Origin of the sequence: Micromonospora sp. WMMC273 (genome assembly GCF_027460285.1) — a bacterium.
Lineage (GTDB): Bacteria > Actinomycetota > Actinomycetes > Mycobacteriales > Micromonosporaceae > Micromonospora > Micromonospora aurantiaca.
The window spans coordinates 225,892-249,996 of the sequence record NZ_JAPZBE010000001.1 but is presented as its reverse complement, the minus strand read 5'-3'; the positions used below and the strand labels follow the sequence as shown (position 1 = coordinate 249,996).

21 protein-coding genes are annotated in these 24,105 nt (G+C 68.7%); 2 read left to right on the top strand and 19 right to left on the bottom strand.

The window, feature by feature from the left end:
* Nucleotides 1-6: 6 nt before the first annotated feature.
* The 7 genes from O7611_RS31970 to O7611_RS01230 all read right to left on the bottom strand — a co-directional run bounded on the left by O7611_RS31970 (nt 7) and on the right by O7611_RS01230 (nt 7,869).
* Nucleotides 7-312 carry a PqqD family protein gene (locus tag O7611_RS31970; RefSeq protein WP_194798765.1) on the bottom strand — a complete coding sequence of 102 codons (306 nt, stop codon included), beginning with the start codon at nt 310-312 and terminating at the stop codon, nt 7-9.
* Complete coding sequence (locus tag O7611_RS01255) at nt 296-1,099, bottom strand: hypothetical protein (RefSeq protein WP_269696065.1); 804 nt, start codon at nt 1,097-1,099, stop codon at nt 296-298. The genes O7611_RS31970 and O7611_RS01255 overlap by 17 nt, the downstream gene beginning before the upstream one ends.
* A gap of 25 nt (nt 1,100-1,124) precedes the next feature.
* Nucleotides 1,125-2,129, bottom strand: coding sequence for a diiron oxygenase (locus O7611_RS01250; RefSeq protein WP_194798767.1), 1,005 nt, complete (start codon nt 2,127-2,129; stop codon nt 1,125-1,127).
* Between the two features lies 1 nt (nt 2,130).
* On the bottom strand, nt 2,131-3,384 hold the full coding sequence (locus O7611_RS01245; RefSeq protein ID WP_194798768.1) for an MFS transporter: 1,254 nt from the start codon (nt 3,382-3,384) through the stop codon (nt 2,131-2,133).
* Nucleotides 3,385-3,402: 18 nt separating this feature from the next.
* Nucleotides 3,403-4,179 (bottom strand): hypothetical protein, encoded by a 777-nt coding sequence (locus O7611_RS01240; protein ID WP_194798769.1) that lies wholly within the window; start codon nt 4,177-4,179, stop codon nt 3,403-3,405.
* Nucleotides 4,172-6,367, bottom strand: coding sequence for an asparagine synthase (glutamine-hydrolyzing) (gene asnB, locus O7611_RS01235; protein WP_269696064.1), 2,196 nt, complete (start codon nt 6,365-6,367; stop codon nt 4,172-4,174). The genes O7611_RS01240 and asnB overlap by 8 nt, the downstream gene beginning before the upstream one ends.
* 278 nt (nt 6,368-6,645) lie before the next feature.
* Nucleotides 6,646-7,869, bottom strand: a complete 1,224-nt coding sequence (locus tag O7611_RS01230; protein ID WP_194798771.1) for an ArsR/SmtB family transcription factor — start codon at nt 7,867-7,869, stop codon at nt 6,646-6,648.
* A gap of 57 nt (nt 7,870-7,926) precedes the next feature.
* On the opposite strand from O7611_RS01230, the gene O7611_RS01225 reads away from it, so the two are divergent.
* Nucleotides 7,927-9,540 carry a glucose-6-phosphate isomerase gene (locus O7611_RS01225; RefSeq protein ID WP_269696063.1) on the top strand — a complete coding sequence of 538 codons (1,614 nt, stop codon included), beginning with the start codon at nt 7,927-7,929 and terminating at the stop codon, nt 9,538-9,540.
* Between the two features lie 73 nt (nt 9,541-9,613).
* On the opposite strand, the gene O7611_RS01220 is transcribed toward O7611_RS01225, so the two are convergent.
* From O7611_RS01220 to O7611_RS01200, 5 genes are all read right to left on the bottom strand, one after another.
* Nucleotides 9,614-10,516 (bottom strand): hypothetical protein, encoded by a 903-nt coding sequence (locus tag O7611_RS01220; protein WP_269696062.1) that lies wholly within the window; start codon nt 10,514-10,516, stop codon nt 9,614-9,616.
* A gap of 41 nt (nt 10,517-10,557) precedes the next feature.
* The gene (locus tag O7611_RS01215; protein WP_194798773.1) at nt 10,558-11,118 is read right to left on the bottom strand and encodes a hypothetical protein; all 561 of its coding nucleotides are present in this window, start codon (nt 11,116-11,118) and stop codon (nt 10,558-10,560) included.
* Between the two features lie 106 nt (nt 11,119-11,224).
* On the bottom strand, nt 11,225-12,208 hold the full coding sequence (locus tag O7611_RS01210; RefSeq protein ID WP_269698035.1) for an isocitrate/isopropylmalate family dehydrogenase: 984 nt from the start codon (nt 12,206-12,208) through the stop codon (nt 11,225-11,227).
* Between the two features lie 11 nt (nt 12,209-12,219).
* The gene (prs, locus tag O7611_RS01205; RefSeq protein WP_269696061.1) at nt 12,220-13,152 is read right to left on the bottom strand and encodes a ribose-phosphate diphosphokinase; all 933 of its coding nucleotides are present in this window, start codon (nt 13,150-13,152) and stop codon (nt 12,220-12,222) included.
* Nucleotides 13,149-14,219: a Gfo/Idh/MocA family protein gene (locus O7611_RS01200; RefSeq protein WP_194798776.1), complete on the bottom strand. Its 1,071-nt coding sequence runs from the start codon at nt 14,217-14,219 to the stop codon at nt 13,149-13,151. The genes prs and O7611_RS01200 overlap by 4 nt, the downstream gene beginning before the upstream one ends.
* Before the next feature lie 14 nt (nt 14,220-14,233).
* On the opposite strand from O7611_RS01200, the gene O7611_RS01195 reads away from it, so the two are divergent.
* Nucleotides 14,234-15,040, top strand: a complete 807-nt coding sequence (locus O7611_RS01195) for an inositol monophosphatase family protein (protein WP_194798777.1) — start codon at nt 14,234-14,236, stop codon at nt 15,038-15,040.
* Here O7611_RS01195 and O7611_RS01190 read toward each other — a convergent pair.
* The 7 genes from O7611_RS01190 to O7611_RS01160 all read right to left on the bottom strand — a co-directional run bounded on the left by O7611_RS01190 (nt 15,037) and on the right by O7611_RS01160 (nt 23,536).
* Nucleotides 15,037-16,101: a hypothetical protein gene (locus O7611_RS01190; protein ID WP_194798778.1), complete on the bottom strand. Its 1,065-nt coding sequence runs from the start codon at nt 16,099-16,101 to the stop codon at nt 15,037-15,039. The two genes, O7611_RS01195 and O7611_RS01190, sit on opposite strands and share 4 nt — an antisense overlap.
* Entirely contained in the window at nt 16,098-16,976 is an 879-nt protein-coding gene (locus O7611_RS01185; protein WP_194798779.1) for a phytanoyl-CoA dioxygenase family protein, read from the bottom strand. The genes O7611_RS01190 and O7611_RS01185 overlap by 4 nt, the downstream gene beginning before the upstream one ends.
* 1 nt (nt 16,977) lies before the next feature.
* Entirely contained in the window at nt 16,978-19,629 is a 2,652-nt protein-coding gene (gene acnA / locus O7611_RS01180; protein WP_269696060.1) for an aconitate hydratase AcnA, read from the bottom strand.
* 13 nt (nt 19,630-19,642) lie between these two features.
* The gene (locus O7611_RS01175; protein WP_194798781.1) at nt 19,643-20,767 is read right to left on the bottom strand and encodes a homocitrate synthase/isopropylmalate synthase family protein; all 1,125 of its coding nucleotides are present in this window, start codon (nt 20,765-20,767) and stop codon (nt 19,643-19,645) included.
* Nucleotides 20,768-20,817: 50 nt separating this feature from the next.
* Nucleotides 20,818-21,708: an isocitrate lyase/phosphoenolpyruvate mutase family protein gene (locus O7611_RS01170; protein WP_194798782.1), complete on the bottom strand. Its 891-nt coding sequence runs from the start codon at nt 21,706-21,708 to the stop codon at nt 20,818-20,820.
* A gap of 144 nt (nt 21,709-21,852) precedes the next feature.
* Nucleotides 21,853-22,398 carry an adenine phosphoribosyltransferase gene (locus tag O7611_RS01165; protein WP_194798783.1) on the bottom strand — a complete coding sequence of 182 codons (546 nt, stop codon included), beginning with the start codon at nt 22,396-22,398 and terminating at the stop codon, nt 21,853-21,855.
* A 115-nt stretch (nt 22,399-22,513) separates the two neighbouring features.
* Complete coding sequence (locus O7611_RS01160) at nt 22,514-23,536, bottom strand: threonine aldolase family protein (RefSeq protein WP_194798784.1); 1,023 nt, start codon at nt 23,534-23,536, stop codon at nt 22,514-22,516.
* Nucleotides 23,537-24,105 lie beyond the last annotated feature (569 nt).

Here is a 24,105-nt window from a genome sequence, read left to right as displayed (position 1 = left end):
TCCTCATCAACTCAAGTACTCCACGACCCCCGCATGCACGAGCTCGTCGATCAGCTCGACGACATCGTCCACGATCTCCTCGGCAGGGATCTCGAAATCCGCGGCCACGAGATCACTTATTCGGTCCAGACTGCGCGATCCGTCGATGCCACGGAAAATGACCTCGGCAGTGTACGAAAGGGTCAGTGGCTCGCGGCCGTGGGCCTTCTCATGGTCCGGGCCGGCAACGATCAGCTCACCGCCGACACGGCGGAGACGCGCGTCAAGCCGCACGGAGGGAACTGCGGACGTCACGTCAACGCGGCGCGTCATTGATATTTACCTCCATGGCGATCCGCTGACACAGGCGTATCACGCTGATGATCCAGGGCTTTGGTGAACGCTCGTCGAGGTCACGCATCGTCTCGATCGCCCAGTACTCGTCGAAAGTCAGCACACTCTGGTCAGCGTTGCGAAAGCGGTTCGGACGCCACTTCGGCCTACGCCCCGGTTCGCCGTGTGCCGTCAGCAGGGCTTCGATCGACATCTCAAATGCCGTCCGCACCGCAAGAATAGCGTTGTGTACGTCATCCGCGGCCATCTGCCCCACCGCGTCCTCGATGAACGTATCCGACGTCTGCAGCGCGTGAGTGACGAGAATAGGAATCATCGCCGACTCCCGCAGTGGCTCCAAGACGTTCCGGTCGTACCACTCCTGACCGGATATGGGCAGTGCGTGCAACAGCCTTTCGATCAGGTCACGCTGCCGCATGTCCACGTTGGCGCCGCCGGTGTCCCCGGCCTCGTAACGACTCCAGGAGAACCGGTCGATGATCTGGCGGATCTGGCTCGTCCGCCAGTACTTCAAGTCCCATTGCACGCCGTCCACGACAAGGGCGTCAACCCCCATCTCGGCGACATCCAAGTCGACGGCCTCGCTACTGGCACCCAGTGCCGAGGGTTGATCGGGCATGATCACGTAAAGGTCGACGTCACTCGTGGCGTTACCCCATCCACGCGCCAAAGAGCCTGCGGCGAAAGCGCAGAGATGCGAATCCGGCAACAATCCGCGCTCGTGCAGGACAGCAAGGCCCTTTGACAGATCCACCTGCACGGTCATCGCTCCCCAATGAATGTCTGTGGCGTCACGGCAGCATACCTGCTTCCATAAAGGACTCACGCGTCCGCTGATCGTCCAACGCACCGACCTCAGTCAGGTAGCGCACCGTCGACATGGCAGCCGCCGCGATACGCCGGTTGGTCTCTGCAGCATCATGGGTTTCCATGATCACCGTTGTCGCCTCCGCGGTCGTCAGGCCGACGCCGACCAGCATGCGCAGTCCCGCGCCGTTGTCCGGGGCCAGAAAGGTCCTGATCAGCTCTGGAAACCACGGCCCGATCAGCTGTCGGTCCCTGCGGTCCAGGGCGCCCCAGAAGTAGGTCAACAACTTCCGGAAATAGGCATGGTGCCGTCCCTCGTCGAGAGCGTGGTCCTGGACGAGATCGCGTACCGCCCTCGGCAGCCTGGTATCTCTGGGCAGGTCCGCCAGGATGGTGGAGATCAGGGTCTCACTGACGATTGAGAACGCCAGGTCGACGTATCCCGCGGCCTGCGCGCCGAGCTCGTGGCGGATTTCGTCGAGCCTGGTGACGAAATAGGGATCCGCCGGGACGATGCTGGGCAGCTCGAGCGCCCTCTCGATCTGATGTGTCAGATCGTCCGAGAACTGGGCGTGCCAGGCCTCGTCGGTGGTGATCGCGAACGCGTCGGCCTTCATGCGATCCGGCAGCACGAGGCCGCTCCGGTTGCGCGCGATCATGGAGGTCACCGGGATGACCGCGACCGACTCCAATTCGGTGGTGAAGTGCAGGTACTGATAAAGACGCTGTACGAGCAGCGCGGAGGCCACCTCCGGGCCCCGGGCGGTGACAAGAGGGTGACTCGCGCTCGGCACGAGCTCCGGCGGGAAGAACAGGGAGCCGTCGACGTCCTCGCCGAGCAGCCGGCGGGGACCGTTGCGAACGCTGGCCTTGGCATCCCAACTGTTGAACGGGCTCCGATACACCGGTTCGTCCCGCACCGCGGCCGCGATCTCGGCGATCCTCGCCTCCATGCTGGCAACCCCGCCATACGACACCGCCTCGGCCATGTCAGTGCCCACCAACCACGACGTCCTGGCCGACCTTGGTCTCCGGACGTGGGCCCAAGTCCCGTACCTGCCGAATCGCCAGGACGCCGAAGCTGGCCACGAGGATGGCCACGCCGGCGCCCAGGAGGCTCGGCCGCTCGCCGACGACCTCCGCCACCGGACCCGCCACGGCCATACCCACCGGGATGAGCGCTACCGAGACCATCCAGTCGTAGGAGAAGACACGTGAAATCTCGCTCGACGGGATGTGTTGCTGCAACGTCGTGCTCCAGATGGAACCAAGGCCCAGCACGAGCGACATGAGGCCCGCCGCCACCGCGACGACCAGCACGGGTGCGCCGACGGCGATCATGATCAGCGGTAGCGCCCCGAGCGAGTTCGCCAGATTGCTGACCACGAGCGGTCGCCGCGGTCGAATGTTCAAGCCGATGAGCGCGCCCGCCAGAGCACCGATCGCCCCGCCCTGGACGATGGTCGCCCAACCCACTTCACCGCCGTGACCGCTGATGATGACCATCGGTCCCACGACGAAGTAGAAGCATCGCATCAGGTTCCAGATGCAGTACACGATCAGGTTGGCCCATAGCCAGGTGCGGCTACTCACGGCCCGCCAGCCCTGGACCAGATCGCTGACGAACGTCGACGGTTCCCGGGGAACGTGCGGGATGCGCAGCAGCGACAGCAGGCTGAGGTTGACCGCGAACGTCAACGCGTCGAACAGGAGGGCCCATCCGGCCCCGACGGTCACGACCAGGGTCGTCCCGATGACGGGGCCCAGCATGAAGGCCGAACGTCTCGCCAGACTCGCCAGAGCGTTCGCCTGCTGCAGGTATTCGCGATCCACCGTCGCCGGCACAATGCCGCTGGCCGCAGGCAGATACACGCCCAGCGCGCCACCGGCGAGCGCCGAGGCCACCGCGATGTGCGCGATGTTCGGACGGCCGGAGAACAGCTCGACCGCCACGATCACCTGCGCCACGGCCCGCAGCGCGTCAGCCACCATCATGATCTTCTGGCGGGGCAGCCGGTCGGCCCACACGCCACCGATCAGGGTCATCGAGAGTTCGGCCAGCGCCGCGGCGCCGAGCACGATACCGAGATCGGCTGCGGAACCGGTCGCGCTGATGATCCCGAGGGTGAGAGCGATCGCGCTCACCGCATTGCCCAGCTGGGACACCGAGAGCCCGGTCCAGTAAAGCCGGAAACGCCGGTCCCGCAGGGGGGCGAACGTCCTGCGCGCCCAGCTGCTGTCCATCGTGGAATCGGTCGTCACTCAGACCACGACCTGCCGGGCGATCTGACGGCAGGTCGCCACGACCCGCCGAACCCAGATCGTGGGTTCGTCCGGCTGAAAGTCCTGCATCGTCTCGACGGCCCAGTAGTCCTCGAACGAGATGACGTCCTGTTCCACCGCGCGGAAGCGGCGAGCGCGCCATTTACCGCTCTGGCCGTACTTTCCCTCACCGGCCAGGAGCGCGTCGATGACGTATCCGAACGCCAGGCGGGCAGACAGCACGGCGCTCTCCACGTCGTCGGATTCGAGCTGGCCGATCGCGTCCTCGATGAACAGGGTGGTGTAATTCAACGCCCGGGAGACCATGAGCGACCGGATGGCCGTCGACCGGGTCTGCTCGCGCCGACGCTCCAGCCAGCTCGCGCCCGCGATCGGCACGGCGTGGTCGACCCGCTCGAGGAAGCGAAGCTCGGGCCAACTGAGTCGGTCGCCCGACACGTCGCCGGAGTAGAACTCCTTCCAGGAGACCTTGTCCAGGAGCTGATCGACCTGACCGTCCTGCCAGTATTCGATGTCCAGCTTCTGGTCGTTCGTCATGAGCCGGGACACGGCCACCGCGTCGGGCTGAAGGCCCACCCGATGGGCGGTCTCCACCCCGCTCGGCGCCTCGTCGCAGATCACATAGATGTCGATGTCGCTACCGGTGTTTCCCCAGCCCTGCACCACGGACCCGGCGACGAAGACCGCCTCGTAGCGAGACGGCAGCAGGTCATGCTCCACCAGCGCCAGGAGATGGTCGGAGTAGTCCTCAGCCATCGACGGTCGCTCCAGCTACACGCAGGATCCGGTGCTCCACGGCCTCGTAGACGAACGACTCGACATCCGTCCAGGAGCCGCCCGCGAGGTCGAGCAGGTCCTCGACCGACCGGACGCCGTCCACGCCGGCCAGGAATCGACGCCAGACAGGGCTCTCGGTGTCGATGACGTACTCGATCTCGCCGTTCAGGATGAGGAACCAGTCCTCGTCGTCCATCGAGCGCAGCAGGAGGGCCTCCGGGCCGAATTCGAGCACCGCCTTGTCGTGCACCACCGGTCGGTACCCCAAGTGCTCCGCGACGTGCCCGCTCTCCGGAGAGAGGTCGACCCCATCGATGGCGCTCAGCTTGATGTCCAGCGGACGCGTAACGATCGGCGCCGGCACCTCCGCCGCCATCGACGCGAGCAGCCCGAGGTTGATCGCCTGCAGGGCGAGCTCGACATCCTGACTCTCGGGTCGCTCCGTGATCCGATGCATGAGCTGCCGCACGCCGGCGGCGTCGAGGTGGTCGGCAGCATCGCCACCCGCGAGTGCCTCCTCGACCAGCGCGCCGCCGTCCTGCGACAACATGCGGGCCAGCATCCGGTACGTGTGCTGCTCACCGGCGCCGTAATAGAACGGAACCTTCGGTCGATTTACGATCGAGGCCGGCAGCAGGTGCCGGGTGGCGTCGCGGAGGATGCGCTTGTCCCACAGTAGGCGGCTGCGCTGAGCCGCGGGAACGCCGACCACCAGCTCCACGAGGCGATGGTCGAGGAACGGGACGCGCGCCTCGATGCCGCTGCCCGCAGCGGTTCGGTCCTCGTGCCAGCAGTTGTACTGCTGGATCTTGGCGTACTCGCGTTCGAGGAATGCCTGGTAGGGATCGGGAGGGGTGGTGGCGCCAAGCCTGAAGACGACATCGTCCCGGAGGATAGGCTCCGCCAGCTGGCTCCACCAAGGGGCGAGTTCGGGCCGTTGGTAGATGGCACCGTTGCGCATCATCGTCGCCAGCGAACCCTCGAACGAGTGCCAGTCGCCCCCCAGGCCGTAGTCCACCGAGTAGCCGCCGTTGAACTCGTCCGACGCCGCGCCCAACAGCATCCCGCGCAGCTCGGGGCGTTCGGTTCTGGCATACCGGTGCAGTTCATGCTTGTAGAACTGCTCGACGCCGCAGAGCGGGGTCTCGAGCAGCCACAGAAGTCGCTTCCATTCGTCGACGGAGGGCACCCGGGCGGCGTCGAAGACCACCTGGTGGTTCGGTAGTCCCAGATGGTCGGCGACACGACGGGCGTTCGCCGCATCACCGTTGAGGTGGGTGCTGCCGCTCAGGGCGGTGAACGTGTGCAGCGAGGTGCTCCGCCCCACGGCCAGGGCCGCGACGGCGCTCGAGTCGATGCCGCCGGACAGGAACAGCCCGAGCTCGGCGTCTGCCGTTGCGCAGTCCGCCACGGACTCCGCCAACAGCGCACCGTATCGCTCGGTGAGCTCCCGGTCCGACATGCCCTCGCCCTCGCCAGCCGTGGGGAAGTCCCAGTAGCGCCGTTCCGTGGTGGCGCCCGTGCCGAGATCGATCTCCATCACGGTAGCGGCGGGTACGCTGTGGATTTCCTGGAACCAGGTGGTCTGTTCCATCGGCACCAGCACCGGGGCGGACGACATCATCGGATGGACGAGGGCTCGACCCCAGTCGACCTTCCGCGGCGTGCCTGGATCAGCGAACAAGGCTTTGATCTCGGAGGAAAAGATGATTCGCTCCGCAGTGCGGTGGTAATAGAGCGGCTTGATCCCGAAACGGTCCCGAGCCAGGATGAGCTTGTTGGCCCGCCGGTCCCACAGCACGACGGCGAACATGCCGTGCACATTTTCCAGGAACCGAATGCCATGACGGGCGTACTGACCCAGGAGGACCTCACAGTCGGACCCCGTCAGCAATTCCTGACCGGCTGCGAGCTGACGATGATTGTAGACCTCGCCGTTGGCGATCAGGACCAACGACCCGTCGGGGCTGACCAGGGGCTGTGCGCCACCCTCCGGATCGATCAGGGACAGTCTCGTGAACGCGAGGCCCACAGGGCCTTCGCGAGTGACTTCGCGGTCGTCCGGACCACGGTGCCCGATGGTGGTCGCGATTGTGCTGAGAACGGCATCCGCCGCGTCCGTCAGCGGGCACCCGTCAACACGCGCAAGCCCTCCGAGACCACACATGGTCGCACCCCTTCTTCCCGCGAATCACATCGTTCCGTGGTCTACGATGTGCCGGCGCTGCGGCTTGGTAGCCGCAGCGCCGGATACATCACTTGTTGTCGCGCAGGACGGTGCCGTAGGTCACCTTGGTGGCGGCCGGCTTCTGGTACTTCTTCATGGTATTCCTCCCTTCGATGTCTCGGGGACGACGAAACCCTAAGTCGGCCGCGCGAATCCCCACCAGCGATTCGGTCCACGCCGAACACGTCGTCCGGGTGCCGCGCGCGTCAGGGCCGGGATTAGCAGAGGTCCAGCAGGTCGAGAAGCGAGCGTCCGGCCTGGTCGAGTTCGTAGAGGACCTGCCCCCCGACCCTCCTTCGGAGCACCAGACCGCAGGCGTGCAGCGTCTTCAGGTGCTCCGAGACGGTGCTCTTCGCGAGCGCGAGCCGGCGGGACAGCACCGACGTCGTGCAGGGCACGACCACGGCACGCATGATGGAGGCTCGCCCACCGCCGATGAGCATGGTGAGAGCGTCCTCCCGCAGCCGTCGGGTCAGGTCCGGGCTGTCGCTAAGCACCGAAGCGCCCCGGGCCTGGAACGGAATCGCGATCCGGCCACGAGAATCGGTCGCCGACATCCTCAGGCCGCGAGCGAACATCATCGGCACGAGCACCGGACAGGCGTCCCGGCTCGGGACGGCGCCCAGGGTCCCGGGCACCTCCAGCAGGGGCGGGTTCCATGTGAAGATGCCGTGCAGATCAGCGAGCAGGCTGGCTCCACCCCGAGTGGCCAGCATCCGGGAACGCAGCAGCAGCTCCTCGTCGAGGACGGAGCGGATGGCTCCCCACCGCGAGGCCAGCGCGTGCTCCCAGAAGCGTGACACCTCGTCGGTGTACCACCGCAGCGATCCGTCCGGATCAGCGACGAAGCGGACCAGCGGGGCCGGGACCTCGTCGGGAAAGAGCCGGACGATCTCGGCACGTACCTCGTCCGGCGCGGTCGCCGTGGACCTGGCCAGCTCGTCGACCGGCGCGTTGGCCGATCCATCGGGAATGGGGGCGATGAAGCCGGGTAGCTGCGGCGCCGTGACGGCGTAGAGCTCAGCCAGTTCGGGTGGGAAGTGCTGCCAGGCGGCGCGTGCCCAGTCACTGAACGGCCAGCGCATGTAATGGGGGCCACGACGGAGGCTGACCAGACTCGCGGCCAGCTCCCAAAGGGGACTGAACGCGATCCGGATCCGGCCGAGCGTGGCGTCGTCCATGAGGACCTGCACCTGGCGGTCGCCCGTCGTACCCGTCCACACGTCGTACGGCAATGGTTGAGCTGCTCCCACGGACACCCCCGAAGTGTTGTCGGACTGCATCGACGGCCCTGTGCGGGCGGCGGGATCGATCACCTCGTGGTCTCCGCGCCGACTGCGTACGAGCCTAGGTTTTCGTCTCTGGTCCGGAAAGGACGCATCGATGAAGCTATGCTGCGATGACGGCCGGCCCGCTCCGGCGAGCCCGTCGCCGTCGTCCACGCCCGCAGCATCACTCACCGGCCGCGATCGAGGCCTCAGCGGAAGGATGGTCGCCGAGTGATCGAGGCGGTCGCAGGTGGTGCCCGGGTCGGTGTGCACGTTCCCCTCGCCGAGGTCGCTGGACACCTGCGTGACCAGTTCGTCGACGAGCGGGTACCGACCAGCCTCAGCGAACGGAGGCTGTCGATGTGGCCCCAGGCCGTGGCGGCCGACATCGTGCGTCGCACGACATGGCTCGACCTCGCCGCGTCCTCCGCCGACCTGGCCTCGGTCGTGCACGAGCTCGCCGCCGAACGCGCGGAGCTCGACCACGTCGTACTGCTCGGCATGGGTGGCTCGTCGCTGGCCGCGGAGGTGGTCGCCGTGGCCGCGGAGCAACCACTGCGCGTGCTGGACACCACCGATCCGCACCAGGTCCGGGCGGCGTTGGCCGAGGATCCCGCACGTCTCCTCGTGGTGCTCGCCAGCAAGAGCGGTGAGACCGTCGAGTCGGAGAGCCTCGGCCGCGTGTTCGTCGACCACCTGCACCGGCACCTGGGCAAGGCCGCGACGGCACGACACATCGTGGTGATCACCGACCCCGGATCCCGTCTGCACGCGACCGCTATGCGCGAGGGCTACGCCTGCGTGCTGAGCGATCCGATGGTGGGTGGTCGGTTCAGCGCCCTGGGACCGTTCGGCCTGGTGGCGCCCGGTCTGCTCGGCGCGGACATCGCCGCCGTCGTCCGGGCGGCCGCAGCCGTCCGGCCCTCGCTGGCGAACGACGCGGACAATCCAGGGCTGCTGCTCGGCGCGGCGCTGGCCGCGGCGGCCGAACGTGGGCGGGACAAGGTGCTCCTGTGCGCGGAGGGCGCCGCGGTACGCGCACTGCCGAACTGGATCGAGCAGCTGGTATCGGAGTCGACCGGCAAGGACGGCCGGGGCATCCTGCCGGTGATCGGCTCGGCCCGGACCGCCGCGCCCGCGGATGCCGTCCGGGTGGTCCTCGGCGTCGACCCGCGCGGCACCGCCGACATCGTCGTCGACGCCCCGCTGGGCGCGCAGTTCCTCCTCTGGGAGTACGCGACGACCGTGGCGTCGTACCGGCTCGGGGTGAATCCGTTCGATCAGCCGAACGTCGAGGAGTCCAAAGCAAACACTCAGGCGGTGCTGGCCGGCGACCATCGCGACGGCGGTGATGTTCCCCTGATCGTGACCGATGCCGTGGAGGTGCACCTCAACCCGGGCCAGGCCGCCGGCCCTGCTCTGTGTGAGCGCCTGGAAGAAGTGTTCGAGTGGCTTCTCACGATCTCGGAACCCGCCGGCTACCTGGCCGTCATGGCCTTCCTGGACCGGTCCGGCGACCAGCGCGTCGCCGAGGTGGCGCAGCGGCTGCGCGAACGCACGAGCCGGCCGGTGACCTTCGGCTGGGGCCCGCGGTTCCTGCACTCCACCGGTCAGCTCCACAAGGGCGGCCCGCCCACCGGCGCCTTTCTGCAAATCACTGCTGCGGCGCAGGACGATGTGCGGGTGCCCGGCCGACCGTTCGGACTCGCCCGACTTCAGGCCGCGCAGGCCGAGGGCGACCGACTCGCGCTCGCCCGCCGTGGCCGGCCCGTTGTCCGGATGCATCTGCGGGATCGCCGGGCCGGCCTCGACGAGCTGACCGCCGCGGCTCGCCACCTGTCGTGAGCCGGCCGTTCTACCGACGCGGTACCCGCGATCGGCCGATGCGTCGCGCCACGTTCCCATGCTCGCCCCGCGGTCAGCTCAGCGACGCCGCAACCGCCGGCGTGGCCGCGTAGGCGAGGATCGCGTCGATCGTCTCCGGAACGGTGATGGCCTCATTGTCCAGGGAGACCGCGAGGCTGAGCGCGTCGCCGTCCCGGCACGCCTGCACGGCGATGTCGTACCGGTCGCCACGGGGCATGCCGCTCCGCATCGCCCGCTCCCGGATGAGCGCGCTGTCATGCGTGCCCTCCGTCAGGAGGGTCACACCCTGGGCTGCGCCGAGCCGTGAGACCGCGGCGTCGAGTTCGCCGTCGGTCAGGTGCAGACGCAGCAGGATGACATGTCCGGACACCATCGGCACGGTCACCGCGTTGGTCGACAGCGACATCTCCGGGATGATCTCTCGCAGGTCCGTGGCGTGGTGCGAGGGGCGGGCGTCGAAGACCGCGCTGTTGGTCACGCCCTTGGCCGCCTTGTCGGTGTCCGTGCAACACCGAATGATCGTGGCGTGAGCGCGCGCGATGTGGCCGACGCCGATCGCGGCCAGCGTCCGCCCGATCGCCGTGGTGTTGCAGCTGGCCAGCCGGGCACTTCGTAATCCGAATCCGATCTCCCGGTTCAGGGCCGGGTGCAGGACCGGCCCGAGTGAGCGATCGCGCTCGCCCCCGCAGTACCGCACCGCGACCCGCGCCGCTCGATAGCTGGCCGCACGCCCGGCGCCACTGCGGCTGGGCCCGGCGTCGACGACCAGGTCGGCCTGCGCGAGCGCGTCGTTCCACGACCCGGCGACCGTGATTCCGGTGCCCTTGAACCGCTCCGGTGTCCCGTCGTCGGTAAGGAAGTAAGGCACGTCCGGTCGGGCGAGCACCCCACCGGTGAGCCGACGGATGCCGACACCGACCAGCTCGAGATCCGGATGCTCGGTCACGGCGTCCACCAGACGCTTCCCGATGACACCCATCCCCAGTACGGCGATCCTCATGCCCGACCCACCGCCTCCGCCTTCGACAGGGCCCGGTCGAGGATCTGGGCCGCCACCAGTCCGTCGCTGCACATGGCCAGAACCGGAAGCCGACGCCCGCGGGCCCGGGGGGTGTCGAGCAGCAGGGCCTCGGGCCAGTCGGGGCCTCGACCCCGGTCGAGCTGAAACTGGCTCGCGCGGGCGGTGTCCGCACACACCATCGCAGGCAACACGGCCAGATCACCGGTGATCGCTGTCCCGTCCGGCCATCCGCCGACGAAGTCGGCCACCACCAGCCAGCACCGCGACTGCTGGACCGTGATCACGCGCGCCGACCAGGCGACCGGTCGCACGCCGACCGTGTCCCCCGACCACGAATCCCCGATCCGTACGGCGTCGACGGGTCCCGCCGTAGCGGGCCCGCACACTCCCGCTGCTGGTGCGATCACCGTGGCGGAGCCGAAGACGGGCTCGATGCCCAGGCCGTCGATCAGGGCGCCGAGGATGACCTCGATGCGCAGCCTCGCGAGATCGGCGCCGTCCGGTAGGTCGACCGGGCGCCCGCCGATCGACAGCACGCTCGCCGCACCTTCGGCCGGTGCGACGTCCCAGCCCCGTCCGTGGGCTACCGACGTCAGTGCGCGGGCCAGCGGCCAGGAGGGATCGACACGGACATGTCGCCGTTCAGCCATCCTCTGCCATCCTCTTCGTGACGGAGTCACAGACGAAGTCGGTCACCGCGTCGGTGGTCGCCAGGCCGCCGAGGTCTAGCGTGGTCGGCCCGTCCTTCTTCGCCGCGAGGATGGCCGCCGAGACCGCCTCCCCGCGGCGATCCTCGCCGAGTGCGGAGAGGAGCATGGCGACGCTCTCGAAGAAGGCGATCGGGTTCACCTGCCGACGGTTCGCGAGGTGGCCGGCGTCGCCGTGCGCCGCCTCGGCGATGTGTACCCCGGTCCCGCTGTTGAGGCTTCCGACCAGCCCCAGACTGCCGGCGACCGCCGCGCCGAGATTGCTCAGCAGGTCGCCGAAGGTGTTCGAGGTGAGGATGACGTCGAAGGCGCCGGGGTCCAGCACCAGGGTGGAGCACGCGGTGTCGGCCAGCATGTCGTCGAACGCCACCTCCGGATGGCGGCCGGACACCTCCCGGGCCACCTCGAGGAACAGCCCTTCGGTGAGCTTGAGGTTGTTGGCCTTGTGCACGAGCGTGACCTTCCGGCGGTCCTGCCGGCGGGCGAGCGCGAAGGCGGTCTCGGCAATCCGTTCGCAGCCGCGCCGAGTAGCAATCTTGACCGCCTGGGCGACGCCGGGAGCCGCCCACCACTCAATGGCCGCGTACATGTCCTCGACGTTCTCGCGCACGAGCAGGATCGGCAGCGAAGGGTCGACGGGAATGGGACGGATGCACGCGTAGAGGTCGAGTTCCCGCCGCAGATAGTGGTTGGCGCTACGCACCGAGCCGCCACTGGGTGTCGCGAAAGGCCCCTTGAGCGCCGCTCCGTGGTGTCGCACCGCCTCGATGGTCTCGGCCGGGGCAGTGGCGCCGAACTGATGGTACGCGCCCAGACCGGCCGGCATGTCGAGCCAGTGGACGGACAGCCCGGTCGCCTCGACCAGCCGGCTGCCGGCGGCGACCAGCTCGGGACCGACACCGTCACCCGCAATTCTCACGATCGTACGCACTACGGCGACCCCCGTTCCTCGTCCTTGCCATCACCCGTCCGGCACTCGCCGGGCGGACTCCCGCACCATTGGTCGATCGCCGCGGCAAGCAGCGCCACCTCGGCTTTGGCGTCGCCGACGCTGTCCGAGGTCGCCACCTGCACCGTCGGACCGAGTCGGGTGCGGATCACCTCGCGACCGGCCAGCAGGTGCGCGACGAACACGCTCATCCGAGCGCCCGCCGCGAACAGCGCGTCGCGCAGCGGGACCAAGGTGGACCCACTGGAACAGACGTCCTCCACGACAAGGCAGTGCCTCCCCCGCACCTCGTCCCCGATCCGCGCGTAGAACGTGCCCGAGGCGTCCTTGTACTTGGCGAGAACCACCACCGGGAGCCCGAGCAGCCGCGCGACCTCCGAAGCCCGCAGCGCCGCTCCCGCGTCCGGCGCGACGACCACATCGACCTCACGCACCCAGTCGGGAGGCCGGCGGGCGAACTCCTCACCTGCGGCGATGTCCCGAACGGTCAGCCCCGGCACCGCCGGCCGCGCGCTGTGCCGGTCAACCGTGATCAGCGTGGTCACGCCGGCCGCCCTGAGCAAGGCCAGCACCAGCTGGCCGCTGCGCGGCTCACCCGGGCGCATTCGCCGATCCTGCCGCTGGTACGCCAGGTACGGCACGAAGCACGTCGGCGCGGCTCCCCCGACGCCTGCCACCGCGTCGAGCAGCTGGAGCAGGCTGATCAGGCGACCGTCCTGACTGCCGGAGGTCGAGTGCACGACCATGACGTCGCGACCGGAGAGGTCCGTGCCGTCCGGGACGGACACGATCTGCTCGCCGTCGGGGAAGACGCGCCGATCGGCGAACACGGCGTCGATCCGTTCCGGCAGGTCGCGGACGCGGAAGTGGTCGTCCGGCCCGAACACGATGGCGCGGCTGGAGGATCCGCTCACGCCAAGCTCCTCGCGGCTTCCCGGATCGCCAGCGCATCGACACACGCCTCGGCCAGGTCCGGCAGGGCGGGGCCGTTCCCTCGTATCATCGCCGCCCAGGCGAGGAGCTGGCGGGCGAAGGTGGACTCCGGCCGGGTGGACCTGAACACGACGGTCTCCTCCCGTCCCGCGGCGTCCCAGTGCGTGACGGAGCATGCGCCACCGTCGTGCGCGTACGGCGACGGCATGGTCAGCTCCACCACGGCTCGGTCGGCGACGAGCTGCACGACTTCCCGGTAGCGTCCGTGTTCCGGCACCCGGGTGTGGGTCATCCGGACCATGAGGTCCGGGCGCGGACGCCAGCCGCAGGTCACCGCCGAGCCGTTCGCCCAGGAGGCCGCGTAAGCCACCCCTCCGACCAGGTCCAGGCCGGCCTTGCGCAGCAGAACATGGGCCAGGTTCACGTGATGGACCAGCGAACCACCCAACCCGTGCATCACGATCTCGGCCCGTTCGGGTCCGGCCACTCGCGCTGCGACCTCGATCGCCGAGGAGGGCGGCAGGCTCCGGCGCCGTACGATCTCGGGCACGAGGTGCTCGATCTGCGCGGGCGAGTTGGGATCGAGCACCCGTACGATCACCTCGCGGGCCTCCTCCACCAGCGGCTCCGCCTGCTGGAGGAAGCGCACGACCGCTTGCGAGTGGCGTTTCATGTAGCCGACGCCGACGGGGACGCCGGTGCGTACGCTGTGCTCGCGTAACGCCTCGACCTCGTCCGGGTCCACGCTGACCGGCTTCTCGCAGAGGACCGGTATGCCCGCGTCGAGGCATTCGCCGACCACGGCGACGTGGGTGTACCAGGGTGTCGCGCAGATCGCCGCCCGGGCGCCGGCCCGCACCGCGGCGGCGACATCCGGGTCGACCCGTACCGACGGGAACAACGCGGTGACCTCCCCCGCCCGGGCCGGATCCGGCTCGACGACCGAGACCAGCCGGAACTCGTCGGTCATCCGGACGAGCGACGGCAGGTAGGCGGCGTGGGCCACCCGCCCCGCGCCGATGAGTACAAGTGGAATGGCATTCGTCACGTTAGTCTCCATTCATGCCCGCCGATGACGTGCCGCCCTGCCTCGTGGATCTGCCGACGCCCACCTCGATCGACTGGCCGGCGCTGCTGGCCCGTCTGACCCACTGGGGAGGAATGCTGGTCGTCCGTCAGCAGATGTTCATGAGTGACGCCGCGGCGCTCGGCGCCTTCGAGTACGAGCTCGAGTGCGACCTCATCGAGCTGCTGCGGGCGCAGTTCGGTGACGTCAGCGTGCTCGCCGAGGAAACCTTCCACCGCACCGGCCGCCCGGTGGGTACGCCGGGACGGCTGCAACTGGTGCTCGATCCGGTCGACGGGTCGCGCTCGTACGCCGACGGCAGCGCCACGTACGCGATCACGCTGGCCGCGTTGCTCGACGGCCGGCCCCTCTTCGGCCTCGTGCACCACCCGGCCGAGCAGGTCACCTACGCCGCGGCTCGGGGCCTCGGCGCGTATCTCGGCTCCCGGCGGCTGGAGCCGCGTCGCACCGGGTCGCGGCGGGTGGCGATCCGGCAACGCGACCGGACGGGGCCGATGGCGCTCGCTGCCGAGAAGCTGTCCCGCCACGGCTACCTCGTCGAGGGGATGGCGTGCACCTCGCTGAAGCTCTGCTGGATCGTCGAGGGCCGGATCGCCGGACTCGTCAAGCCGGTGACCGAACGCAACGGCATCCTGTCGACCTGGGGTCTCGCCGCCGGCCAGCTCGTCACCGAGGAGGCCGGCTACCTCGTCTCCTCGCTGGACGGCTCCCCGTGGGAGTGGGCCCCGGGTGAGATCGTCATCGGCGATGCCGGTTTCCGCTCGGCGCTCGGCTTGCATTAGCGTCTCGGTCCGACCGGCGACCGGGCGGCGTCGCGCAGCCGGTCCCTGCGCATGTCGCCCAGGCCGAGGCGTAGCGCACCGTCCGCCAGCGCCAGCGCCTCGGCGAAGGCCCTCGCCTTGGGTAGATCCGCTCGCTCGAGCGCGGTCGTCAGGTTGCGCACGAGATGGTAGATCAGGATCAGATCCACGGCGTCCGGGTCGACCCCCTGGCGTGCGCAGGCGTCGTGCGCCTGCCTGCGGCACGCGGCGAACGCGACGTCGGTGGCGGGCAGCGGCGTGGAGAAGGTGGCCAGCACCGCCTGGAGGACGTACGAGCTGTCGTGGTGGACCAGATCCAGATCCACCCCGACCGGTGCCGGCGAACCGGTCTCCCGCCAGCTGTCCACCTCGGACGCGGCGAGGACGAGGTTGGCCGGCTTCGGGTCGCAGAAGAGGACCCGCGGGCCGGGCGCGTCCTCGATGACGGCCGGAAGCCGTGCCGTCACGTCACCACCGACCAGGCTCTCCATCCGCGCCAACGCTGCGGTGTAGCGGTCCGCGACCGGGAACGGCAGGCTCGGTGCCGCGTCGTGTCGGGCCGTCGCCTCCCGTACCGCGCGTTCCACGGCGACGAACTGGTCCAGCAGGTCCAGCCCGCTGCGGCGCGCACGGCCGGCGACCTCTGGGGCGTGACCGGAGAGATCCCGCAGGTCCACCGCAGCGGGCTGCTGCAGGGTCACCAGCGCGTCGCCGGCAATCCAATGTGGAACCAGCGTGTGGAGGTCGCAGCGGCGCAGCGTCGCCAGCACGACTCGCAGTCTCTGCCGGGCCACCGGGCCGTGCCGTAGCGGTTTGACGCGGAGAGGGACGAAGCCTCGCCCGGCCCATACGGGAAGAGCCGAGGCCATGATCGCGACCCCGTCGGGCCCGGTGTCCGCCACGACCAGGTGCTCCCCCGCCGCACCGGGCGAAGGGCCGGCCGGGAGCGCCCGCCGGAGCAGTTCGACGAGGGCCTCCTCGCCGTCGTCCCGGACAAGCGCGGCCACCAGCGGGCCGAGCGCCGCCCGGACCGTACGGCTCATGGCTGCCCGCGATGGGGCGACGCGAACTCCCTCTCGTAGCGGGTCAGCCGGCGCACCTTGTGCTTCTCGACGCCGTCGACCGTGCGGGCGCTGTCCGGGTCGTCGTAGAGCGGCAGGTCGTCGGCCGGTGGCCGGATGAAGCGCTCCTGGTCATCGCCGTACGCCCGCACGATGATGCGGCGTTCCCGAGTGAGCGACGCGGCCCACCGGGGGTCGTAGAAGCGGTAGCCACTGATCCAACTCGGCGTGTACGACAGGAAGAAGTTCACCCGGGTCGACGTGCTGTTGTTCGGCTGCACACGGTGCCAGAGGCTCGCGTGGAAGACGGTGATCGAGCCTGCCCGCGGTCGCAGCACCCGCTCCCCCGGCAACGCGCCGGTCGAGGTGTGCTCGCCCTCGTATCCGGGCCGGTGGCTGCCGGGCAGGTAGACCAGATTGCCCATCTCGTCGTGCGGAACGTCGGTCAGCCAGTATCCGATGCGGAGCTTGAGCGGCAGCACCGGCGCGAATACCCGGAACGGGACGGCCCGCGGACCGTCGATGTGCCAGTGGTTGACGACGGCACCCGGCTGGCGCACGATCATGTCGTTCTGGGACAGGCGCACGCAGTCGCCGAAGATGTCATACGCGAAGCCGATGTGCCGCTCGTGGTCGATCAGCTCCTGGAGACCCTGGTGCTTCAGCACCAGATCTTCGATCTTGTTGGTGTTCTTCGAGGAGGGCACCATGCCGGCCACCAATTGCCGGCCGATGTCGAGGTAGCGCTCGATCGCCTCCGGGGTGATGCGGTCGTCCAGGTGGATGAGCCCGTTCTCCTCGAACTCCTCCCAATCGGACTTGGTGAAGCCGGACGGCGCGGGCTTCAACGAGGTCATGTCAGTCCTCCGCTTCGGTCGGGTCAGGCGTCAGTTCGCGTGCGAGAAGACTGAGGAAGCCGCCCTGCCGCACACATCGCAGTTCCGCGGCCGTATCGATCCGGACCAGCATCTGCCATCTCCGGACACCACCGTCCGGGTCGGTGGCGCTCACCGACACCGTCGACAGCGGCGCCGCAGTGCCGAGGCCGCGGATCGTGAACGACTCGGTTCCGGTGAGCCCGAGCCGGTCCGGGTCGTCTCCGTCGAGGAACTGCAGCGGCACGATGCCGACGCCGACGAGGTTGCTCCGGTGGATCCGCTCGAAGCTCGTCGCCAGCACGGCACGCACACCGAGCAGCCGAGGCCCCTTGGCTGCCCAGTCCCGGGAACTTCCCATGCCGTAGTCCCGACCGGCGAGAACGATCACCGGAACACCGGCGGCGGCGTACTCCTGCGCCGCCCGGTACACCGTCGCCGTCTCACCGGACGGCGCCAGCCGGGTCCATCCGCCCGGCCGGTCCGGGGTGAGGCGGTTGCGGAACTTCACATTCGCGAACGTGCCCCGGACCAGGGCGTGATGATTGCCCCGACGGCACCCGTACGAGTTGAATTCCGCCACCGGCACGCCCAGGTCGAGCAGGTACCGGCCGGCCTCGGAGTCAGGGGCGATCCGCCCCGCCGGTGAGATGTGATCGGTGGTGGTCGAGTCCGGGGCGAAGACCAGCACCCGGGCGTCGATGACATCGCCGTGGCCGCAGTGGCCGTCCGGGGACACCAGCGGCGACGGCATCAGGTAGGACGAGTTCGACGGCCAGTCGTAACAGGGGCCGGACGGAGCCGTGATCGCGTGCCAGCGCGCGTCCCCCCGGAAGACGTCGCGCGACCGCCCCGACAGGCGCGCCACGGCCGACGACACGGATGCCGTCAATTCCTCCTCCGGCGGCCACAGATCGGCCAGGTAGACCGGCTCACCGGCGGGGCCGTGTCCGAGCGGATCCCGTTCGACGTCGATCAACACGGTTCCGGCCAGGGCGTACGCAACCACCATGGGCGGCGACATGAGGTAGGCGCCGCTGATCGCTGGGTGTATCCGGCCCTCGAAGTTCCGGTTGCCGGACAGGACGGCAGCCGTTCCCGCTCCGGCCGCCACCCACTTTTCGACGGTGTCGTGCAACGGGCCGGAGTTGCCGATACACGTGGTGCACCCGTAACCCACCACGTCGAAGCCCAGGCGAGCGAGCGGTTCGAGCAGGCCGGCGGCGGCCAGGTAGTCGGTGACCCGCCGCGAACCGGGTGCCAGGCTGGTCTTGACCCACTCCGGCACCGCCAGGCCGCGATGGACCGCGTTCCGGGCCACCACCCCGGCGGCGATCATGAGTCTGGGGTTCGCGGTGTTGGTGCAGCTGGTGATCGCCGCGATGGCGATCGCGCCCTCGTTCGAATGCGGACGGTCGGCTCCGACGGAACGCTCGCCACGGTCCTGGCGGGACTGCTGGAAGCTCCGGGGCACCTCGGCGAAGTACAGCCGGTCCTGGGGCCGACGCGGGCCGGCCGCGCTGCCCCGCACGGTGGCGAGGTCGAAGGACCAGACATCCGAGTAGCCGGAGAGGTCCGGCGTTGTCCCGCCGTCGTCGAACAGGCCCTGCTGGCGGGTGTAGTCGGCGACCGTGCGCACGTGCGACGCGGACCGGCCGGTCGCCGTCAGGTAGCGGAGAACGGCGTCGTCCACGGGGAAGTACGCCGCCAGGCAGCCGTACTCGGGCGCCATGTTGGCGATGGTCGAACGGTCCTCGACCGACAGTGCCCGGATGCCCGGCCCCACGAATTCGAGAATGGTGCCGACCACACCGCGCTCGCGCAGGTACTGCGCCAAGGTCAGGGCGATGTCGGTCGACATGATGCCTGGGCGCGGCGCGCCGGTGAGCCGGAGCGCGATGACCGGCTGGCTCCGGACCGACACGGGGTGACCGAACATCGCCGACGAGGCCTCCACTCCCCCGACGCCCCAGCCGAGGACGCCCAGCGCGTTGATCATCGGGGTGTGAGAGTCGGTGCCGAGGACCGTGTCCGGCGCCAGGATGCCGCTCCGGTCGCGCAGCACGACGGCGGCAAGGTGCTCCAGGTGCATCTGATGGACGATGCCGCCGCCGGGTGGCACGATCCGCAGATCCGGAACCGCACCCTCGGCCCAGCGCAGGAACCGGTACCGCTCGCCGTTGAGCGCGAACTCCCGCTCCATGTTCCGATCCAGGGCGGCGTCGTTCCCGGACAGGTGCGCCTCGATGGAATGGTCCACCACCAGATCCACCGGCAGCGCCGGCCGTACCGCCGCGGCGTCACCGCCGGCGGCGGCGACCTGGGAGCGCAGGGCGGCCAGGTCGGCGAGGACGGGGATGCCCGAATGGTCCTGCAGCACCAGGCGGGTGGGCCACAGGTCGAACTCGACCGGCTCGCCGGACGACCCCGCGGCCACCAGGGCCGCCACTGCCTCCGTCGCTTCCGCGACGGAGGACGGCCGCGACGAGCCCGGCGCACGCAGAGCCGCGCGTACGATGTTCTCGGCGAAGATCCGGGTCACCCGGGGCGCCGTGCCGAGAGCGGGTACCCGCTTCTGCAGTTCGCCGAGGTCGACGATGCGGTCGCCCGGCGAGCCGGCGAGGTGGGAGAGCATCGGCTTCGCAGGCTCAGACCGCGAGGCGACGGTAGATCTCGACCGCCTCGGCCGGGGAGACCTCACCACCGACCTCGATCGACCGGGACCGGATCTCCTCCAGGCACGGCGAGAGCAGCTCGGGGCGGGGCGTCACACCGGCCTCCTCGAGTGCCCAGGCGACGAGCGCCCGGCCCGAGTGCTTGCCCAGCACGTACCGTCGCTCGCCGCCGACCAGATCCGGCGGGAAGGGCTCGAAGCTCGACGTGTCGCGCAGCATCCCGTTGGCGTGGATGCCGGATTCGTGCGCGAACACGTTGTCACCGACCACCGGCTGCCAGGGAGGCAGTTGACGGCTGGTGGCGACGCCGACGAGCTGGCTCAGTCGGGTGAGCTTGGTGAGATCGACACCGAGTTCGACGTCGTACCGCAGTTGCAGGGTGGCCGCCGCCTGGGCGAGGTCCGTCATGCCGGCCCGCTCGCCGATGCCGTTGATGGTGACGTGGAAGTAGCGGGCGCCGGCCTGCAGCCCGGCGATGGTGTTGGCCAGCCCCAGCCCGAAGTCGTTGTGGGTGTGGCACTGCAGGTCGATGGGCGCCGCCTCCCGCACCAGGCGGACGCGCTCGCCGTACTGTTCCGGCGTCATGACGCCGATCGTGTCGGAGAGCCGCAGCCGGTCGGCGCCCGCCTCGTGCACGGCGCCCGCGTACTCCTGCAGGAAACCGCCCTCGGTACGGGCCAGGTCCTCCGCACTGACCGAGACGAACGCACCGCGGTCCTTCGCCATGCTGATGAGCGACTTCGCGGTCTCCAACAGCCAGGAGCGGTCCTTTCGGACGCTGGCCTTGAGGTGGTTGTCCGACGTCGGCAACCCGATGTGGATGGTCTTGAAGCCCATGTCGAGCGACTTCTCGACGTCCTCGCGGACACCACGGTGCCAGGCGACCAGATGGGTGTTCTCGTCCTGGCGCTCGACGGTGGACTGCACGAACTTGAGCTCCTCGCCACCCATCGCGGGAATGCCGACCTCGAGCCACCGGACACCGGCGTCCAACAGCCCGTTGAGGATGTCGGTCTTGCGCTGGAACGAGAACGCGACGCCCGGCGTCTGCTCCCCGTCGCGCAGCGTGGTGTCCTCGATGATGATGTCGTTACGCATGGCGTCCCTTCCTGAGCTGTCGGTCCGTGTCGTCTGCTGCGTCACCGGCGTCATGCCCGGCTACCGGCCTTTTCGGGCAGGCCGGTCCAGGGCGAGTCGTCGAGGAGCTCGTCGGTCTTCACCAGGTCGAACAGGTCTGCCACGCTGGCGATGTCACTCTCGATCAGCCGGGTGGAGTCCTGGTGGGCGACATGGTCCAGCACAGCGGTCATCGCCTTGAGCGCCGCCCGGATGACCTGGTTGGCGTAGACGACCGCGTCCGCGCCGCAAGCGCGTAGTTGCCGGGCACTGACGCCCGGGTAGGTGGTGGGAATCATGAAGAGGGGAACGGTGATACCGGCCGCACGGACCGCCGTGGCGAACTCCGCGACCTCGTCCGCGGTCCGGGCTCGACTGTGGATGAGCAGGGCGTCGGCTCCCGCCTCGCAGTACACCTGGGCCCGCCGGATTGCGTCGTCCAGGCCGGCCGAGACGATCAGGGACTCCAGCCGCGCTATGACCATGAAGTCGTCGCCCCGCTGCGCGGTCTTCGCCACCGCGATCTTGCGCGCGAACACCCCGGCGTCCTCCAGGACGTTTCCGTCGCGGAAGCTGTTGCGTTTCGGGTACTGCTTGTCCTCGATGCAGACGGCGGCGATGCCTTCGCCCTCGTAGAGCTGCACCATCCGCCGGACCACGTTGACGTCGCCGAAGCCCGAGTCGACGTCCGCGATGATCGGGACGTCGACCCGGCGACGCATGGTGACCGCCACGTCCAACAGTTCGGTCATCGTGAGCAGGCCGGCGTCGGGCACCCCCGCCGCCGTGCAGATTCCCAGGCCACCGGCCCAGATGGCCTCGAAGCCGTAGTGCTGCGCCAGGACCGCGGTCATGCCGTCGTGAGCACCCATCACCCTGACCGGATCGGGACCACCCAGCAGTGCGCGAAGACCCTTCTTCATTGCCCCTCCTCGAAGAGGTCCCGCACCGATGCGGGACGGGCGGAACGACCGGATGTGGGTTCGCAGCCACGGGCCGGCCGCGAATCGGCTAAATGCACCGCCGGCCGATTGCCTCCTGCGTCGGGCTCCGATGCCCGCTCCACATCACTTCTCATAGATGAAGACCGGCTTGAACTTGTAGGTCGAGATCTTCTCCCGGCCACCCAGAAACGCCTTTTCCAGGATCGAGCAAATCCCCACGACTTCACCGCCGAGGCTCTCGATCAATTGAGCCGCAGCCCTCGTGCAGTTGCCGGTCGCCACGATGTCGTCGTGCAACAGAATCTTGGCGCCCGGCGGGAAGAGGTCGGTACGCATCTCGATGTAGTCGGTCGCGTACTCGCCGGTGAACTCCCTGCCCACGGTCTTGCCAGGCAGCTTCCCCTTCTTGCGGATGGCGAGGAATCCGCAGTTCAGCCCAAGCGCCAGAGCGCCACCGAAGATGAACCCGCGAGCGTCCACCGCAGCCACGTAGTCCGGCTCCAAGGGCCGCGCCCAGTCGAGCAACTGCTGCTGCGTGAACGCCAGCGCCTCCGGATTCGCAAGCATCGGCATGATGTCGCGGAACTTGACGTTCTCCCGGAAGCCGGCGAGTGCAGGAATGGTCTGGTGAAAACGAGCGAGATCATTTTCTGGCTGCTGGCTCAGCATCTTGCCCCCGAATTCGATGTCACTGAACGGCCTTGAATGCACGCTTCGATGCGGACCCACCGGCCCGCTCGAAGCAGGGCTTCGTCTCCCCGCACGGCCCTTCTCCGAAGACGGCCTAGAGCCGGGAGAGCACCTCGGACACGACGTGTGCGGCATGCCTGGCGTCGGACTCGGACACGTCGAGATGCGTCACCATGCGGATCTCGGTGGCGCTGATCGCCGACACCCTCACCCCCGCCTCCGCACAGGCCGCCACGACCCGGTCCGGGTCGTCGACCGGCACGAGAACCATGTTGGTCTCGGGTTCCTGGACATCGATGCCGACGTCACGCAGCACGTCCGCGATGACGCGTGCGTTCTCGTGGTCCTCGGCGAGCCGATCGATGTTGTTCTCGAAGGCGTAGATCCCGGCGGCCGCGATGATGCCGGCCTGCCGCATACCACCGCCCATGCGGTGCTTCATGACCCGCGCCTCCGCGAGCCGGCTCCGGTCGAGGAGCAGGACCGAACCGACCGGCGCCCCGAGGCCCTTCGACAAGCAGACGGACAGGGTGTCGAAACACCGGCCGTATTCCGCGAGGGAGATGCCGGTCCTGACGTGCGCGTTCCAAATCCGGGCACCGTCGCAGTGCACGGCGACGCCACCCTCGTCCGCGAGTTTGCGGATCTCCTGCAGTTCGGGGAGTGGAAAGATCCGGCCGCCGGAGCGGTTGTGCGTGTTCTCCACCGCCACCGCCGCGGTGCCGATGCTGAACGGCTTCGGCCGCCTGATCATTTTTCGCAGGTCGTCCGGCCTGATCACGCCGTCGGAAGACAGCGTGCTGCGCGTCTGGATACCGGCGTGCCAGGCCAGCGCGCCGTCCTCGTAAAGCAGGAAGTGCGCGTCTGCGTCACACAACACCTCCTGCCCCGGCGCGGCGAGCAGGCGCAGAGCCAGATGGTTCGCCATCACACCGGTTGGCAGGTAGAGCGCGGCGGAGAAACCGAAGGCGTCGGCAAGCATGTCCTCGAGACGCGCCACGGTCGGATCTTCGGCGTAACAGTCGTCACCGACCTCGGCGGATGCCATCGCCCGACGCATCGCCGGCGACGGCTTCGTCACCGTCTCACTCCGTAGATCCACGAGTTCGCGTGCCATCGGTTCTCCCATGGCTAGAGGACGACAGGATGACCCCCGTGACTTCCCCTCGACTTTGACGTCAGAGACCTGCAGCCACGCAACGCATAAGTCGCCCATCGGGTCGTCATTGTCGATGGTAGATCCGTCCAAGACCGCAGCACAAGGTCGAAACATCATTACCCCTCGATGGCCCTCCGAGGCCACCGAATAACCCTCCCGCCACCTGGGAATCTTCGCCAAAAACCGCTTCGAGCCCGCGTGATTGACCGACCTTCGCTTATACGGAGCGTGTTCGCCGGCGGCGCCAACCGGGCGATCGATCGGCGCCCCCCAGGCAACGAGCAGGCATGCTATCATCGACAACAATCCAGGTCAGATGGCTCTTGAGCTGGGAAAATGCGGTATCGACCAGCCGATCAAGAGGTCAAAAGCGGTCCACGTCTCATTGCCTTGCTAAGACCGATAAGCGTGGGTAGGGTCCAACTTGATCAGGATATCTTCCCGTCACCGGAAGCCTGGCAATCATTAAACTGCGGGGGGCAGTCGCTCGACACTTTTACTTCTTGCGGACCGGTCCAGTGAATTCC

What these genes read in the sequence shown, in the direction of transcription:
- O7611_RS01255 (WP_269696065.1), bottom strand. Translation starts at nt 1,099, where the DNA reads ATGACCGTGCAGGTGGATCTGTCAAAGGGCCTTGCTGTCCTGCACGAG.
- asnB (WP_269696064.1), bottom strand. Translation starts at nt 6,367, where the DNA reads ATGTGTGGTCTCGGAGGGCTTGCGCGTGTTGACGGGTGCCCGCTGACG.
- O7611_RS01160 (WP_194798784.1), bottom strand. Translation starts at nt 23,536, where the DNA reads ATGGCACGCGAACTCGTGGATCTACGGAGTGAGACGGTGACGAAGCCG.
- O7611_RS01170 (WP_194798782.1), bottom strand. Translation starts at nt 21,708, where the DNA reads ATGAAGAAGGGTCTTCGCGCACTGCTGGGTGGTCCCGATCCGGTCAGG.
- O7611_RS01240 (WP_194798769.1), bottom strand. Translation starts at nt 4,179, where the DNA reads ATGGCTGAGGACTACTCCGACCATCTCCTGGCGCTGGTGGAGCATGAC.
- O7611_RS01250 (WP_194798767.1), bottom strand. Translation starts at nt 2,129, where the DNA reads ATGGCCGAGGCGGTGTCGTATGGCGGGGTTGCCAGCATGGAGGCGAGG.
- O7611_RS01175 (WP_194798781.1), bottom strand. Translation starts at nt 20,767, where the DNA reads ATGCGTAACGACATCATCATCGAGGACACCACGCTGCGCGACGGGGAG.
- O7611_RS01165 (WP_194798783.1), bottom strand. Translation starts at nt 22,398, where the DNA reads ATGCTGAGCCAGCAGCCAGAAAATGATCTCGCTCGTTTTCACCAGACC.
- O7611_RS01190 (WP_194798778.1), bottom strand. Translation starts at nt 16,101, where the DNA reads ATGAGCCGTACGGTCCGGGCGGCGCTCGGCCCGCTGGTGGCCGCGCTT.
- O7611_RS01195 (WP_194798777.1), top strand. Translation starts at nt 14,234, where the DNA reads ATGCCCGCCGATGACGTGCCGCCCTGCCTCGTGGATCTGCCGACGCCC.
- O7611_RS01245 (WP_194798768.1), bottom strand. Translation starts at nt 3,384, where the DNA reads ATGGACAGCAGCTGGGCGCGCAGGACGTTCGCCCCCCTGCGGGACCGG.
- acnA (WP_269696060.1), bottom strand. Translation starts at nt 19,629, where the DNA reads ATGCTCTCCCACCTCGCCGGCTCGCCGGGCGACCGCATCGTCGACCTC.
- O7611_RS31970 (WP_194798765.1), bottom strand. Translation starts at nt 312, where the DNA reads ATGACGCGCCGCGTTGACGTGACGTCCGCAGTTCCCTCCGTGCGGCTT.
- O7611_RS01185 (WP_194798779.1), bottom strand. Translation starts at nt 16,976, where the DNA reads ATGACCTCGTTGAAGCCCGCGCCGTCCGGCTTCACCAAGTCCGATTGG.